This window comes from Pantoea sp. FN0305, from assembly GCF_050113845.1.
Lineage (GTDB): Bacteria > Pseudomonadota > Gammaproteobacteria > Enterobacterales > Enterobacteriaceae > Mixta > Mixta alhagi.
In genome coordinates, this window is sequence record NZ_JBNJSN010000008.1 from 97,633 (window position 1) to 112,168 (window position 14,536).

Sequence of the window (14,536 nt, forward strand, 5' to 3'; positions counted from 1 at the left end):
CGAAAGCATCAGGTTTCCGGCGGTGCAAACCATGCAGACTTAAAATCAAACCATCCCAGCGTATTCATCCGCACGCCGCGCATACTGCGTTCTCCTTCCAGCAGCAGCCAGTGATGAAACAACGGATGCAGGTGATGGTTATTCACCAGCGCCTGACACCATTCCGCCAGCGATAGTTCCTGCCGACGCCAGCGTCCGGCATCAGCCTGCCAGTCAATATCGATGCAGTGATGTAACAGCGGCAGCTCATACAGCAGAGCAAAAACGGAAAACTTCAGCGGCAGGGTAAAGTTAACGCTGCCCAGCCAGAGATCGCTTTTCGCCGTGCCGTGATACCAGCTGGCGTAATCGATCTCCTGCGTAATCAGGCGGACTCCCTGCGCCGCCAGCAATGGCTCCAGCAGCCTGGCAATGCCCTGATGTTCAATATGATCGCTATACCAGGTCAGCGTCAGTTCAGTCAGCCCTTCCGGTTTGGCGAGGGTATGCTGTGGCGGGCGATGATGCCAGCGCGGCAGCAATCCCCAGGCGGGAAACCAGTAGCGCTGATAGCCGACGCTTGCGTTGTTCAGCAGCGTTATGGTGTTTAGCAGGGTGCTGACCCAGCGGCGTATCTGTGGATCGCGTCCTTTTTCCGAACGCTGATCGAACAGTAAAAAGTAGCAGCCTTCTTCAAGCCGACTCTCTTCCGATTTCTCATCCTTTCCGCCGCCCTGCAGTTTAACGCCTGCGTAAACCAGCTCTTCACTGATTTCAGGCAGTACCCAGATGTTGACCTCATCAATCAGGGCGCGATAGCCGAAATAGTCATCAAACGCCTGTATTTTAAGCTGCGACTGCTGATTCTGAACCACCGAATAGGGACCGGTGCCGATAGGCTGGCGGCTGTAGCTGGGCAGCTCTGGCCACTCTTTGGGCAGAATCATCGCGCTGGCGCTGCCTAACAGCCACGGCAGCCAGCGATCGGGCTGGCTAAGGTGAATATCCAGCGTCCAGGCCGTAGGCGATTCAATCGCGCTCAAGTGGGAGAAAAGCGGCTGCGACGTCAGACGCTGCAGGCTAAGGATCACATCCGTCATATCCAGCTCGCGGCCATGGTGAAACTGAATAGCGGGACGCAAATAAAAACGCCAGTGCTGTGGTGACAGGCACTGCCAGTGGTGGGCAATATCCGGTTCCAGTTCCCCGTTTTCCTCATTTATACGCAGCAGACTGCTGAAAATCTGCCGTGCCAGATGGGTTTCCGAACGACGCAGCGGCGAGCCGGGCAGCAGGTTAAGCAGCGGACGATAATAGGGAATGCGCAGAATATGTTTGCCCTGACGAAAGCTGCGTCCCAGGCGCGAAGTGATCATTTGTCGCGCCTGGTTTTTATCGCCAACCAATTGCACCAACTGTTCAATGCGATCCTGCTCCAGCAGCGCTTCGGCGCGTTGCTGCCGAAGCGCCAGCCCGGTGGCGTAAAAATGCAGCTGTGAACGTTTGCCGCGTCCCGCTTCTGGCTCCCAGCGCAGCCAGCCTTCAGCCTGCATCGCATTTAACAGGTTACGCATATGGCGACGCGAGCAGTGCATCTGTTGCGCCAGCATTTGCAGCGTGGTTTCCTGCGTCTGGCCGTTACAGCTCTGCCACAGACGAATAAAATGATGTTGCAGGCGTGATGAAGGCATAAAAGGGGAACTCTGTTAAAAGATTGGGTAGTTTTTCCATTTCCTTATTATGGCGATAATAACGGCAGATAAAAGTGCGGGAGGCAGCCTTATTGGCTGGCGTACTTTTATCCTGGCGGGGCCTGTTCGATATTGTGGAACTCTCGCCCCGCTATAACATCTGAGTAGAGTGCAATTACACCGCCAGCAGGCATTGACGCTGCTGGCTTTTTTCGTTTTCCTGTGCTTTCTTCTACAACGATAACCGTAGCCATGCAGCTTGTGTGTCTGCCTGCGGCGTCTGTTTTGCGGGTGCTTACCATTCTTTTTTTCCAGGTACAGGAAACGTTATGAAATTTCTGCTGACGCGCCGCCGCCGTCTGAATCCGGTTTATCTCGCTTTTATGGCCGTCTCTTTTATGGTGGGTATCGCTGGCGCTCTGCAGGCGCCAACGCTGAGCCTGTTCCTGTCGCATGAAGTCGGCGTGCGGCCTTTTTGGGTAGGCCTGTTTTATACCGTTAACGCGGTAGCCGGGATTGTGGTCAGTTTACTGCTGGCGAAGCGCTCGGATAATCGGGGCGATCGCCGTAAGCTGATCCTGTTCTGTTGCTCGATGGCATTGGTGAATGCCCTGCTGTTTGCCTTTAACCGTCATTACCTGACGCTGATTACTCTTGGCGTGCTGCTCTCTTCGCTGGCCAGCGTTTCCATGCCGCAAATCTTTGCGCTGGCACGGGAATATGCCGACCGTTCGGCGCGTGAAGTGGTGATGTTTAGTTCGGTCATGCGCGCCCAGCTTTCGCTGGCATGGGTGATTGGGCCGCCGCTCTCTTTTGCGCTGGCGCTGAATTACGGCTTTACCACGATGTTTGTGGTGGCAGCGATCCTGTTTCTGATTTGTCTGGCGCTGGTTGGTTTTGCGCTGCCGTCGGTGCCGCGCGTAGAGCAGTCCCCGGAGGTGCTGCTGACGCAGATCAGCGCCTGGCGCAATAAAGATGTGCGGCTGCTGTTTGTGGCATCCATGATGATGTGGACCTGCAACACCATGTATATCATTGATATGCCACTCTATATTAGTACGGTGCTGGGGCTTCCCGAGCGGCTGGCTGGGCTGCTGATGGGCACCGCCGCCGGGCTGGAGATCCCGATTATGCTGTTAGCCGGACATTACGTAAAACGCACCGGCAAGCGGCGTATTATGTTGATCGCCATCGCTTCCGGCGTGCTGTTTTATCTGGGGCTGGTGCTGTTTCAGTCGCGCACTGCGCTGATGTTTTTGCAGGTTTTTAACGCGCTGTTTATCGGCATTATCGCCGGAATCGGAATGTTGTGGTTTCAGGATTTAATGCCAGGGCGACCAGGCGCAGCAACCACCTTATTCACTAACAGTATCTCAACCGGCACCATTCTCGCCGGTCTCTTACAGGGAACGCTGGCGGAGTCGTTTGGACACTATACGGTTTACTGGCTGGCACTGGGGCTGGCGCTAGGGTCTTTTGCGCTGGCGACGCGGGTACGCAACGCATAGGGCTGGATAGAAAAGCAGGCCTTCCGACGCCAACCGCCGGAAGGCCTGTTACTGATTAACGCAGAAAAGCGGGCTGTTTCTGTTCGTAATCGGCGATAGCCGCATCATGCTGCAGCGTCAGGCCAATACTGTCGAGACCGTTAATCATGCAGTGGCGACGAAAACTGTCGATTTCAAAAGCGTAAGTTTTATCGCCGGCATTAACCGTCTGGCTGGTTAAATCCACCGTAAACTCAATGCCTGGCTGGGCCGCGACCAAACGGAACAGCTCATCCACTTCTTCTTCACTTAACCGTACCGGCAGCAGCTGATTATTAAAGCTGTTGCCATAAAAAATATCGGCGAAGCTGGGCGCGATCACCACCTGAAAACCAAAATCAGTTAATGCCCAGGGCGCATGTTCGCGCGATGAGCCACAGCCAAAGTTTTCCCGTGCCAGTAAGATGCTGGCACCGTGAAACTGCGGCTTATTCAGCACGAAGCTGGGGTTCGGCTGCGTACCCGCATCATCTTCAAAACGCCAGTCGTGAAACAGGTGCTGACCAAAGCCGGTACGGGTCACCTTTTGCAAAAACTGTTTGGGAATAATCGCATCGGTATCAACGTTAGCCGCGTCCAGCGGGGCGACAATACCGGTATGTTGAGTAAATTTTTTCGCCACGATCGATTCCTCAGTTCAGTTCACGAATATCAGCAAAACGGCCAGCGATGGCGGCAGCGGCAGCCATTGCCGGGCTAACCAGATGCGTGCGTCCACCACGGCCCTGACGGCCTTCAAAGTTACGGTTGCTGGTGGAGGCGCAGCGCTCGCCGGGATTCAGGCGATCGTTGTTCATCGCCAGGCACATAGAGCACCCGGGCAGACGCCATTCAAAACCCGCCTCAAGAAAGATTTTATCCAGTCCTTCTGCTTCCGCCTGCGCTTTTACCGGGCCTGAGCCTGGCACCACCATAGCCACCACGCCCGGTGCAACTTTACGCCCCCTGGCAATCTCTGCGGCGGCGCGTAAATCTTCAATGCGTGAATTGGTGCAGGAGCCAATAAAGACTTTATCGATATTCACGTCGGTCAGCTTTATGCCAGGCTGCAGGTTCATATAGGCCAGCGCTTTTTCCGCCGAAGCGCGCTCTACCGGATCGGTGAAAGAAGCGGGGTCAGGGATCTGCTGATTAACCGCGATCACCTGACCGGGGTTGGTGCCCCAGGTAACCTGCGGCGCTATTTCAGCGGCGTCCAGCGTCACCACGGCATCGAAATGCGCGTCGCTGTCTGATTTCAGGGTACGCCAGTAATTAACGGCCTGCTCCCACTGTTCGCCCTGCGGTGCGAACTGACGGCCTTTCAGATAGTTAAACGTGGTGTCATCGGGCGCAACCAGGCCCGCTTTCGCGCCCATCTCAATCGCCATATTGCATAAGGTCATGCGGCCTTCCATGCTCAGCGCTTCGATCGCCGGACCGCAAAACTCCACAACGTGACCGGTACCGCCCGCGCTGCCGGTTTTGCCGATAATCGCCAGCACAATATCTTTCGCCGTGATGCCTGGCGCGGCCTGGCCGGTGACTTCAATTTTCATGGTTTTGGCACGGCCCTGCTTCAGCGTCTGTGTCGCCAGCACATGCTCTACCTCTGAAGTGCCGATGCCAAAGGCCAGCGAGCCGAAAGCGCCGTGCGTCGCCGTATGGGAATCGCCGCAGACGATGGTCATGCCCGGCAGCGTCATCCCCTGTTCCGGGCCGATAACATGCACAATGCCCTGATAAGGATGGTTCAGGTCATACAGCTGCACGCCGAACTCAGCGCAGTTTTTCATCAGCTCCTGCATCTGAATACGCGCCATCTCGCCGGAGGCGTTGATGTCTTTGGTTTGCGTCGAGACGTTATGATCCATGGTCGCAAAGGTTTTTGACGGCTGGCGAACTTTGCGGCCATGAGCGCGCAGCCCGTCGAAGGCCTGCGGTGAGGTTACCTCATGCACCAGGTGACGATCGATATACAGCAGCGGCGTCTCGTTGGGCGCTTCATGCACGACATGGGCATCAAACAGCTTCTGGTATAATGTTTTGCTCATTTTTATACTTCCTCGGCGATAAAGCGGGCAATCATCGAGCCCATTTCGTCGGTGCTTACAGAGGGACCGTTACCGGCCAAATCGCTGGTGCGATAACCTTCTTCCAGCGCGCGGTTAATGGCGCTTTCAATGGCGTTAGCTGCCTCATCCGCATCCAGGCTATAGCGCAGCAGCAGCGCCAGCGACAGGATTTGCGCAATTGGGTTAGCAATGTTTTTACCGGCGATATCCGGAGCGGAGCCACCAGCTGGTTCGTAGAGACCAAACCCCTGCTCGTTCAGACTGGCAGAGGGCAGCATACCCATCGAGCCGGTAATCATTGCGCACTCGTCAGACAAAATATCGCCAAACAGGTTAGAGCAGAGCAGCACATCAAACTGCGACGGATCTTTAATTAACTGCATGGTGGCGTTATCGATATACATATGGCTCAGCTGTACATCCGGGTAATCTTTCGCCACTTCGCTGACGATCTCACGCCACATAACCGAGGTTTGCAGTACGTTTGCTTTATCAATGGAGGTCACTTTGCTGCGGCGTTTGCGCGCCGACTCAAAGGCGATACGGGCGATGCGTTCGATTTCAAAGCGGTGATACACTTCAGTATCAAAGGCTTTCTCATGCATACCGCTGCCTTCACGGCCTTTTGGCTGACCGAAATAGATGCCGCCGGTCAGTTCACGAACGCAGAGAATATCGAAGCCACGCGCGGCTATATCGCTGCGCAACGGGCAGAAAGCTTCCAGACCTTTATATAAGCTGGCGGGACGCAAGTTGCTGAACAGCTTGAAATGTTTACGCAGGGGCAGCAGTGCGCCGCGCTCCGGCTGTTGGGCAGGCGGCAGATGCTCCCACTTTGGCCCGCCGACCGAACCAAACAGAATTGCGTCCGCCTGTTCACAACCGGTCACCGTGGCGGCAGGCAGCGGTTCACCGTGACGATCGATGGCAATGCCCCCTACGTCATATTCACTGGTGGTAATGCGCATGCCAAAACGCTGACGAATCGCCTCCAGTACTTTTATCGCCTGAGCCATGACTTCAGGACCAATACCGTCGCCCGGTAATACTGCGATATGATGAGTTTGCGTCATGGTTATACCGTTTCCTTCTGTTCTTTAATCGATTTACGCTGCAGTTCCTGCTCTACCTGTTTGGCGCGCCAGATAGTATTTAATGCGTTAACCATCGCTTTAACGGAGGATTCAACAATATCGGTCGCCAGGCCCACGCCGTGGAATTTCCGCCCGTTGTAGTCAACCACGATATCAACCTGGCCCAGCGCATTCTCGCCGTGGCCTTTTGCGGTGAGCTGATATTTCACCAGTTCAGTATCAAAGGTGGTGATACGGTTAATCGCCTGGTAAACGGCATCTACCGGGCCGTTGCCGGTGGCGGCCTCTGACTGAATCTCATCGCCGCAGATCATATGCACCGAGGCGGTGGCAGTGATGGAGGAGCCTGACTGGACGTTGAAATCCTTCAGCTGGAAATATTCCGGCTCTTCGTTTCGTTTGTTAATAAAGGCCAGCGCTTCCAGGTCATAGTCAAATACCTGACCTTTTTTATCCGCCAGTTTCAGGAAGGCGTCATACAGCGAATCGAGGTTATAATCGCTTTCCTGATAACCCATCTCTTCCATGCGGTGTTTTACCGCCGCGCGGCCGGAGCGTGATGTCAGGTTCAGCTGAACCTGATTCAGACCAATCGACTCCGGCGTCATGATTTCGTAGTTTTCACGATTTTTCAGCACGCCATCCTGATGGATACCAGAGGAGTGGGCGAAAGCATTGGAACCAATCACTGCTTTATTCGCCGGGATCGGCATATTACAGATCTGGCTAACGGTCTGGCTGGTGCGCCAGATTTCGTGGTGATGAATATTGGTGTGAACGTCCATCATGGCGGCGCGGGTCTTTATTGCCATAATCACTTCTTCCAGCGCGCAGTTACCGGCGCGTTCACCCAATCCATTCAGCGTCCCCTCAACCTGGCGCGCGCCAGCCATGACTGCCGCGATGGAGTTGCCAACCGCCATGCCTAAATCGTCATGGGTATGCACTGATAAAATCGCTTTATCGATGTTGGGCACCCGCTCACGCAGCGAAGCGATAATATGCGCGTATTCGTGCGGCAGGGTATAGCCAACGGTATCCGGGATATTGATGGTAGTGGCACCAGCATCAATTGCTGCTTCCACGACGCGACACAGATCATCAATCGGCGTACGACCGCCATCTTCACAGGAGAATTCAACGTCGCTGGTGTAGTTACGCGCACGCTTTACCATATAGACCGCACGCTCAATCACCTCTGGCAAGGTACTGCGTAACTTGGTGGCGATATGCATCGGCGAAGTGGCGATAAAGGTGTGAATACGGAAAGCCTCCGCCACGCGCAGCGCTTCATAAGCAGCATCGATATCTTTCTCCACGCAGCGTGCCAGCCCACAGACGCGGCTGTTTTTAATGGTGCGGGCGATGGTCTGCACGGACTCAAAGTCACCAGGAGAGGAAACCGGAAAGCCGACTTCCATGACGTCAACGCCCATACGCTCCAGCGCCAGTGCAATCTGCAGTTTTTCTTTAACACTCAGACTGGCCTGCAAAGCCTGCTCGCCGTCGCGCAGAGTGGTATCGAAAATAATGACTTGTTGGCTCATCGTATTTTTCCTTTCAGTTGGCTTTTACCGGTTCGCCTGTGTCACGAGCATAAAAAAACCCGCGCATTGGCGCGGGTTTTTTCGTTTTGTTAGCCTGAATCAGTGACTGATTCCGCCCACACGACTACCGCGCAAGTGATATGCGTTTAGTAGTAGTCCGAGTAGGCGGAATGAACGAATCATTGAATCAGGCTCCATTAATTTCTGTGCTGTTTTTATTGGTACTTGATCGCGTGAGTGATGTCAACCCTGAGGGGAGCCGTAAATTGCATAAAAAGGGTTGATGGAAAAGAGATAAATATCACAGCAGATGTTATCAACAGAATATATGATATTTGTTGATTTTTACTTTTACTTAATTCTTTTAAATCAAAAGGTTAAATATGTTGGGTATGTAAAGGGTATTGATTGATAAGGCGTTGTTAAGGCCAAGGCAGAATTTTTTATCCCGAAACGTCGGCACATTTGCCGGACAAAATAGCAAATCTATTGGGTATGGCAGAATATCTTACCAGCGATAATTTCCCGTTTTTTCTTTTACGGCTTCGGTTACGCTAAAAAAACTGATAATGATAAGTTTTTGCTATGAATAAACCGATACACAGCATAATGCGCTGATACTAAGCGGCAGCTTCAGCGTTTTTTCTGTCAATCGGTCTGGTTAACAGCGAAATTAAGAAAACCACTGCGAACCTGTCGACAAGTTTAGGGTTTACCCAACAAGATTTCTGCGGTTATGTTAATTGTCCAAAGCCAAGATAAAAATCTGCAAGGGCTTTATTCCCCCTGTACCTGCCCCTGAAAATGCATTTCAGGGTTTGAGCATTAACACACTGTTTAACTCTGCGTAGAGCCATCGCCAGGCGCTGGTGCATTGCGCGACGATGGTGGGTAACGGCCTGAGTAGAAAGCAAACTGAAAGCCGGGAGGCAAAAATGGAGATGTTATCAGGAGCTGAGATGGTGGTCCGATCGTTAATCGATCAGGGCGTAAAGCATGTTTTTGGTTACCCCGGCGGGGCAGTGCTGGATATTTATGACGCGCTACAAACCGTAGGCGGCATTGACCATGTACTGGTGCGTCATGAGCAGGGCGCAGTGCATATGGCCGACGGTTATGCGCGCGCAACGGGGGACGTCGGCGTGGTGCTGGTCACCTCAGGCCCCGGCGCAACCAACGCCATCACCGGCATCGCCACTGCCTATATGGATTCTATTCCAATGGTGGTGCTGTCCGGCCAGGTTCCTTCTTCGCTTATCGGCTACGATGCGTTTCAGGAGTGCGATATGGTGGGTATTTCACGCCCTATCGTAAAGCACAGCTTTCTGGTGAAACAGACCGAAGAGATCCCGACCATCATCAAAAAAGCGTTCTGGCTGGCGGCCAGCGGCCGTCCTGGCCCGGTGGTGATCGATCTGCCGAAAGATATTCTTAACCCTGCCAATAAGCTGCCGTATGTCTGGCCGGAAAGCGTCAGCATGCGTTCCTATAACCCGACCACTCAGGGGCACAAAGGGCAGATCAAACGCGCGGTTCAGGCATTGCTGGGGGCGAAAAGGCCGGTAATGTACGTGGGCGGCGGTGCCATTCTTTCCGGCTGTCATGAAGAGCTGCAAGCCCTGGGGGAAAAACTCAATCTGCCGGTTACGAATTCATTAATGGGGCTGGGCGCATTTCCGGGCACGCATCGTCAAAATCTGGGAATGCTGGGAATGCACGGCACCTATGAAGCCAATATGACGATGCACAACGCCGACCTTATTTTTGCCGTTGGCGTACGTTTCGACGATCGCACCACCAATAATCTGGCGAAATATTGTCCGGACGCTACCGTGCTGCATATCGATGTCGATCCGACGACGATTTCAAAAACCGTTGCGGCGGATATTCCGGTGGTCGGCGATGCGCGGCAGGTGCTGCAACAGATGCTGGAGCTGCTGCCGGAAGGGGATACGCGTCAGGATTTCGATAGCCTGCGCGACTGGTGGCAGAGCATCGAAGGCTGGCGCGCGCGTAAATGTCTGGAGTTCGATCGCAACAGTGACAAGATCAAGCCGCAGGCGGCGATCGAGACACTGTGGCGTCTGACCAAAGGCGAGGCGTATGTCACCTCTGATGTTGGCCAGCATCAAATGTTCGCTGCGCTCTACTATCCTTTTGAGCGGCCGCGCCGCTGGATTAACTCTGGCGGCCTCGGCACCATGGGCTTCGGCCTGCCTGCGGCGATTGGGGTTAAGCTGGCGCTGCCGCAGGAAACGGTGGTTTGCGTTACCGGTGACGGCAGTATCCAGATGAATATTCAGGAGCTTTCCACTGCGCTGCAGTACAACCTGCCGGTTCTGGTGCTGAACCTGAACAACCGCTATCTGGGCATGGTTAAGCAGTGGCAGGATATGATCTACTCTGGTCGCCACTCCCATTCTTATATGGAATCGCTGCCGGATTTCGTGCGGCTGGCGGAAGCCTACGGTCATGTGGGTATCTCTATTTCTCATCCAGCTGAACTGGAAGAAAAACTGGCGCTGGCGCTGGAAACGGTCGCGCAGGGGCGTCTGGTATTCGTGGATGTTAACGTGGACGGCAGCGAGCATGTTTATCCAATGCAGATCCGCGGTGGCAGTATGGACGAAATGTGGTTAAGCAAAACGGAGAGGACTTAATTATGCGTCGTATTTTATCGGTTCTGCTGGAAAACGAATCTGGCGCATTGTCCCGCGTGGTCGGTCTGTTTTCACAGCGCGGCTACAATATTGAAAGTCTGACGGTCGCGCCGACTGACGATCCTACGTTGTCACGCATGACGATTCAGACCGTTGGCGATGAAAAGGCGCTGGAGCAGATTGAAAAGCAACTGCACAAGCTGGTGGATGTGCTGCGCGTTACCGAGCTGGGGCAGGGGGCGCATATTGAGCGGGAAATTATGCTGGTGAAAATTCAGGCCAGCGGCTATGGGCGTGAAGAGGTAAAGCGAAGCGCGGAGATCTTCCGTGGGCAGATCGTTGACGTGACGCCAACGCTTTACACGGTTCAGCTGGCCGGCACCAGCGATAAGCTGGATGCGTTTCTTAGTACGTTGCGGGACGTAGCGGAAATTGTCGAAGTTGCGCGCTCCGGCGTGGTAGGCGTTTCACGCGGCGATCGTATTATGCGTTAATCATCCTTGGTGATAATCCATTCTGTTGCTAACCCGGCGTTCTGCCGGGTTTTTTTATTTTCTGATATGCCTCATTTTTGCCATTAAAAGCGGTTGCCCGCTGGCGCTTTCTGCGGTTAGATGTAAAAAAAGCTTACCTTTAGCTATGCTGCGGCTATTGGCCTGCGCCATGGCATTACCGATGTGGAGTGATTGTGAAACTGGATGAAATAGCGCGTCTTGCCGGCGTGTCGCGTACTACCGCCAGCTATGTCATCAATGGCAAGGCCCGGCAGTATCGTGTCAGCGATAAAACCGTGGAGAAAGTGATGGCGGTCGTGCGCGAGCATAATTACCATCCAAACGCGGTAGCTGCCGGGCTGCGAGCGGGCAGAACGCGCTCAATCGGGCTGGTTATTCCCGATCTGGAGAATACCAGCTATACGCGCATTGCCAACTATCTGGAACGTCAGGCGCGTCAGCGCGGTTATCAGCTGCTTATCGCCTGTTCAGAAGACCAGCCGGATAACGAAATGCGCTGCATTGAACATCTGTTACAGCGTCAGGTCGACGCCATCATTGTTTCCACCTCTCTGCCACCGGAGCATCCTTTCTACCAGCGCTGGGCGAATAATTCGCTGCCGATTATTGCGCTGGACCGTGCGCTGGATCGTGAACACTTTACCAGCGTGGTTGGCGCCGATCAGGAAGATGCGCAGGCGCTGGCAGCTGAATTGCGTCAGCTGCCTGTAAAAAACGTGCTTTATCTTGGCGCGCTACCTGAACTTTCAGTGAGTTTCCTGCGTGAAATGGGGTTCCGCGAGGCCTGGCGTGATGATAAGCGTCCTATTGATTTCATCTATGCCAACAGTTTTGAGCGGGCAGCGGCTGCGACGCTGTTTGAAAATTATCTGGAAGATCATCCAATGCCTGAGGCGCTTTTTACCACCTCGTTTGGTCTGTTGCAGGGCGTAATGGATGTCACGCTGCAGCGAGAAGGGCGCCTGCCAACCGATCTGGCTATCGCCACCTTTGGTGATCATGAACTGCTCGATTTCCTTGAGTGCCCGGTATTAGCGGTGGCGCAGCGTCACCGCGATGTTGCGGAGCGGGTACTGGAATTAGTATTGGCAAGTCTGGATGAACCGCGCAGGCCAAAACCAGGTTTAACCCGGATTAGGCGCAATCTGGTTCGACGCGGAAAATTAAGCCGCGCGTAACATGAATAGTTAATTGTAAGGCAGCGCTGCTGCCTTTTTTACATATTTAAATATTTTTGCTTTTAAAATCGCCACTAATAAAAAACAGGCTTATTTTAAAGCGCTCTGAAGCCATATTAAGTAAATTAAAGTAAAGCGGCTGGGGGCTTTTTTCTCTTACCACTTCACTTATTCTCTTTTCCTTCAGCAGGCCAACCGCCGCGCCAGACGTCAGGTGGGTCATGCAAGCTTTATCAGAATGTCCCTAAAATGTCGCCTGTGTCGCAAAGCGTCCCCCTGCCTGACAGGCAATAAACATTGTATTCTTTTTGCCCATTTTTATTTTATCTCTGATTTTTTTACCACTATTCATTAGTTTATTTTTTCAGATGTTAGCGAAGTCAGTTCATTCTTAACTTTTGCTCCTTTTATTCCTTAAGAAATAATTTCGCTTCGCCCATTGCGTGGCTTGACAATGATTTCCTCCGCTCCGTAAACTCCTTTCGTGGGAAATTGTGGGATAAAGTGGCAAAAAAGGGTAACTGAGGGCATTTGCTGACATGTTTCGTGGCGCCACCTTAGTCAACCTCGATAGCAAAGGGCGGCTGGCTGTGCCTACGCGGTATCGCGAAACGCTGATTGAGGAGTCGGAAGGCCAAATGGTGTGCACCATTGACCTCCATCAGCCTTGCCTGCTGCTTTATACCTTACCCCAATGGGAAATTATTGAACAAAAACTCTCTCGCTTATCCAGCATGAACCCTGCAGAGCGTCGTGTGCAGCGGTTGCTGTTAGGACATGCAAGCGAATGTCAGATGGATAGCGCGGGGCGCTTGTTGCTGGCCGGTACGCTGCGCCAGCATGCCAGTCTGACAAAAGAAGTGATGCTGGTTGGACAGTTTAATAAGTTTGAACTGTGGGATGAACAGACCTGGTATCAACAAGTCAGGGAAGATATTGACGCTGAGCAAACCGCTCAGGAGCCGCTTTCAGAGCGGTTGCAGGATTTGTCGTTATAACTATGGATAATTTTATACATACCACGGTGCTGTTGGATGAAGCTGTCAACGCGCTCAATATTAAAGAAGATGGCATCTACATCGATGGTACCTTCGGTCGGGGCGGACACTCACGTCTGATCCTTTCTCAGTTGGGAGAGCAGGGCAAACTGTTTGCCATCGATCGCGATCCGCAGGCCATTGCCGCGGCCGCAGAGATTGACGATCCGCGCTTTACCATTATTCACGGTCCGTTTTCCGCGCTGGCGGATTACGTTGAAGCGCGTGATTTAACCGGCAAAATCAACGGTATTTTACTGGATTTAGGGGTTTCTTCGCCGCAGTTGGATGATGCCGAACGCGGCTTTTCTTTTATGCGCGATGGGCCGCTGGATATGCGCATGGATCCAACGCGCGGGCTTTCGGCCGCCGAGTGGCTGCAGCAGGCGGAAGAGAACGATATCGCTTTTGTGCTGAAAACCTATGGCGAAGAGCGTTTTGCTAAACGTATTGCACGCGCCATTGTGGAGCGTAACCGCCTGCAGCCCATGACTCGTACCAAAGAGCTGGCGGAGGTGATTGCCGCCGCAACGCCGATCAAGGACAAATTCAAGCATCCGGCCACACGGAGCTTTCAGGCTATTCGCATCTGGGTTAACAGCGAGCTGGAAGAGATTGAGCAGGCATTAAAAGGCGCGCTGGTTGCGCTGGCGCCGGGCGGACGTCTCTCAATTATCAGCTTCCATTCACTGGAAGATCGTCTGGTAAAACGCTTTATGCGTGAGCAGAGCCGTGGACCGCAGGTGCCAGCAGGGCTGCCAATGACGGAAGCGCAGTTGCAAAAGCTGGGTGGTCGCCAGTTAAAAGCGCTGGGGAAAATGATGCCCGGTGAAGCGGAAGTGGCTGAAAACCCCCGTGCGCGTAGCTCGGTGCTGCGTATTGCGGAGCGCACCGCATCATGATCGGCAATGAACGTCATAGCCTGCCCGGCGTTATCGGCGGCGATCTGCTGCGGCACGCTAAGATTCCGCTGCTGCTGCTGGTTGCTGTGCTGATTTCAGCGGTGCTGGTGGTTACAACCGCGCATAAAACGCGTTTGCTGACCGCTCAGCGTGAACAGCTGGTTCTGGAACGCGACGCGCTGGATATTGAGTGGCGTAACCTGATTCTGGAAGAGAACGCGCTGGGCGATCATAGCCGCGTTGAGCGCACGGCGACGGAAAAATTGCAGATGCAGCATGTCGACCCGGCACAGGAAAATATTGTGGTACAGCAATAAGGAATTCCGGACTCC

At 53.5% G+C, this 14,536-nt stretch carries 13 protein-coding genes; 7 read left to right on the plus strand and 6 right to left on the minus strand.

Going from position 1 to position 14,536, the window contains the following annotated elements; genetic code table 11:
* Nucleotides 1-8: 8 nt before the first annotated feature.
* A complete protein-coding gene (gene sgrR, locus ACQE3Y_RS16170) occupies nucleotides 9-1,670 on the minus strand; it encodes an HTH-type transcriptional regulator SgrR (RefSeq protein ID WP_426982082.1) in 1,662 nt (553 codons plus the stop codon).
* A 329-nt stretch (nucleotides 1,671-1,999) separates the two neighbouring features.
* Between sgrR and ACQE3Y_RS16175 the strand changes: the two genes are divergently transcribed.
* The gene (locus ACQE3Y_RS16175; protein WP_250651814.1) at nucleotides 2,000-3,178 is read left to right on the plus strand and encodes an MFS transporter; all 1,179 of its coding nucleotides are present in this window, start codon (nucleotides 2,000-2,002) and stop codon (nucleotides 3,176-3,178) included.
* A gap of 55 nt (nucleotides 3,179-3,233) precedes the next feature.
* Here ACQE3Y_RS16175 and leuD read toward each other — a convergent pair whose 3' ends face one another.
* From leuD to leuL, 5 genes are all read right to left on the minus strand, one after another.
* Complete coding sequence (gene leuD / locus ACQE3Y_RS16180; protein WP_426974456.1) at nucleotides 3,234-3,839, minus strand: 3-isopropylmalate dehydratase small subunit; 606 nt, start codon at nucleotides 3,837-3,839, stop codon at nucleotides 3,234-3,236.
* A 10-nt stretch (nucleotides 3,840-3,849) separates the two neighbouring features.
* The gene (leuC, locus tag ACQE3Y_RS16185; protein ID WP_426982083.1) at nucleotides 3,850-5,250 is read right to left on the minus strand and encodes a 3-isopropylmalate dehydratase large subunit; all 1,401 of its coding nucleotides are present in this window, start codon (nucleotides 5,248-5,250) and stop codon (nucleotides 3,850-3,852) included.
* Between the two features lie 2 nt (nucleotides 5,251-5,252).
* Nucleotides 5,253-6,344: a 3-isopropylmalate dehydrogenase gene (gene leuB, locus ACQE3Y_RS16190; protein ID WP_250651816.1), complete on the minus strand. Its 1,092-nt coding sequence runs from the start codon at nucleotides 6,342-6,344 to the stop codon at nucleotides 5,253-5,255.
* 2 nt (nucleotides 6,345-6,346) lie between these two features.
* Nucleotides 6,347-7,912 carry a 2-isopropylmalate synthase gene (gene leuA, locus ACQE3Y_RS16195; RefSeq protein ID WP_426974458.1) on the minus strand — a complete coding sequence of 522 codons (1,566 nt, stop codon included), beginning with the start codon at nucleotides 7,910-7,912 and terminating at the stop codon, nucleotides 6,347-6,349.
* A gap of 99 nt (nucleotides 7,913-8,011) precedes the next feature.
* Nucleotides 8,012-8,110: a leu operon leader peptide gene (gene leuL / locus ACQE3Y_RS16200; protein WP_420851615.1), complete on the minus strand. Its 99-nt coding sequence runs from the start codon at nucleotides 8,108-8,110 to the stop codon at nucleotides 8,012-8,014.
* 737 nt (nucleotides 8,111-8,847) lie between these two features.
* Here leuL and ilvI point away from each other — a divergent pair.
* From ilvI to ftsL, 6 genes are all read left to right on the plus strand, one after another.
* Complete coding sequence (gene ilvI, locus ACQE3Y_RS16205; RefSeq protein ID WP_426974459.1) at nucleotides 8,848-10,572, plus strand: acetolactate synthase 3 large subunit; 1,725 nt, start codon at nucleotides 8,848-8,850, stop codon at nucleotides 10,570-10,572.
* Nucleotides 10,573-10,574: 2 nt separating this feature from the next.
* Nucleotides 10,575-11,066 (plus strand): acetolactate synthase small subunit, encoded by a 492-nt coding sequence (ilvN, locus tag ACQE3Y_RS16210; RefSeq protein WP_085068015.1) that lies wholly within the window; start codon nucleotides 10,575-10,577, stop codon nucleotides 11,064-11,066.
* Between the two features lie 194 nt (nucleotides 11,067-11,260).
* Entirely contained in the window at nucleotides 11,261-12,265 is a 1,005-nt protein-coding gene (gene cra, locus ACQE3Y_RS16215; RefSeq protein ID WP_426974460.1) for a catabolite repressor/activator, read from the plus strand.
* 539 nt (nucleotides 12,266-12,804) lie between these two features.
* Nucleotides 12,805-13,263, plus strand: a complete 459-nt coding sequence (gene mraZ, locus ACQE3Y_RS16220; RefSeq protein ID WP_426974461.1) for a division/cell wall cluster transcriptional repressor MraZ — start codon at nucleotides 12,805-12,807, stop codon at nucleotides 13,261-13,263.
* 2 nt (nucleotides 13,264-13,265) lie between these two features.
* Nucleotides 13,266-14,204 carry a 16S rRNA (cytosine(1402)-N(4))-methyltransferase RsmH gene (gene rsmH, locus ACQE3Y_RS16225; protein ID WP_426974462.1) on the plus strand — a complete coding sequence of 313 codons (939 nt, stop codon included), beginning with the start codon at nucleotides 13,266-13,268 and terminating at the stop codon, nucleotides 14,202-14,204.
* Entirely contained in the window at nucleotides 14,201-14,521 is a 321-nt protein-coding gene (gene ftsL / locus ACQE3Y_RS16230; RefSeq protein WP_085068011.1) for a cell division protein FtsL, read from the plus strand. The genes rsmH and ftsL overlap by 4 nt, the downstream gene beginning before the upstream one ends.
* The last annotated feature ends 15 nt before the right edge of the window (nucleotides 14,522-14,536 follow it).

Bases quoted from the DNA above. Each gene is read 5' to 3' on its own strand.
- sgrR (WP_426982082.1), bottom strand. From the start codon at position 1,670: ATGCCTTCATCACGCCTGCAACATCATTTTATTCGTCTGTGGCAGAGC.
- ACQE3Y_RS16175 (WP_250651814.1), top strand. From the start codon at position 2,000: ATGAAATTTCTGCTGACGCGCCGCCGCCGTCTGAATCCGGTTTATCTC.
- leuC (WP_426982083.1), bottom strand. From the start codon at position 5,250: ATGAGCAAAACATTATACCAGAAGCTGTTTGATGCCCATGTCGTGCAT.
- leuB (WP_250651816.1), bottom strand. From the start codon at position 6,344: ATGACGCAAACTCATCATATCGCAGTATTACCGGGCGACGGTATTGGT.
- leuA (WP_426974458.1), bottom strand. From the start codon at position 7,912: ATGAGCCAACAAGTCATTATTTTCGATACCACTCTGCGCGACGGCGAG.
- leuL (WP_420851615.1), bottom strand. From the start codon at position 8,110: ATGGAGCCTGATTCAATGATTCGTTCATTCCGCCTACTCGGACTACTA.
- ilvI (WP_426974459.1), top strand. From the start codon at position 8,848: ATGGAGATGTTATCAGGAGCTGAGATGGTGGTCCGATCGTTAATCGAT.
- ilvN (WP_085068015.1), top strand. From the start codon at position 10,575: ATGCGTCGTATTTTATCGGTTCTGCTGGAAAACGAATCTGGCGCATTG.
- mraZ (WP_426974461.1), top strand. From the start codon at position 12,805: ATGTTTCGTGGCGCCACCTTAGTCAACCTCGATAGCAAAGGGCGGCTG.
- rsmH (WP_426974462.1), top strand. From the start codon at position 13,266: ATGGATAATTTTATACATACCACGGTGCTGTTGGATGAAGCTGTCAAC.
- ftsL (WP_085068011.1), top strand. From the start codon at position 14,201: ATGATCGGCAATGAACGTCATAGCCTGCCCGGCGTTATCGGCGGCGAT.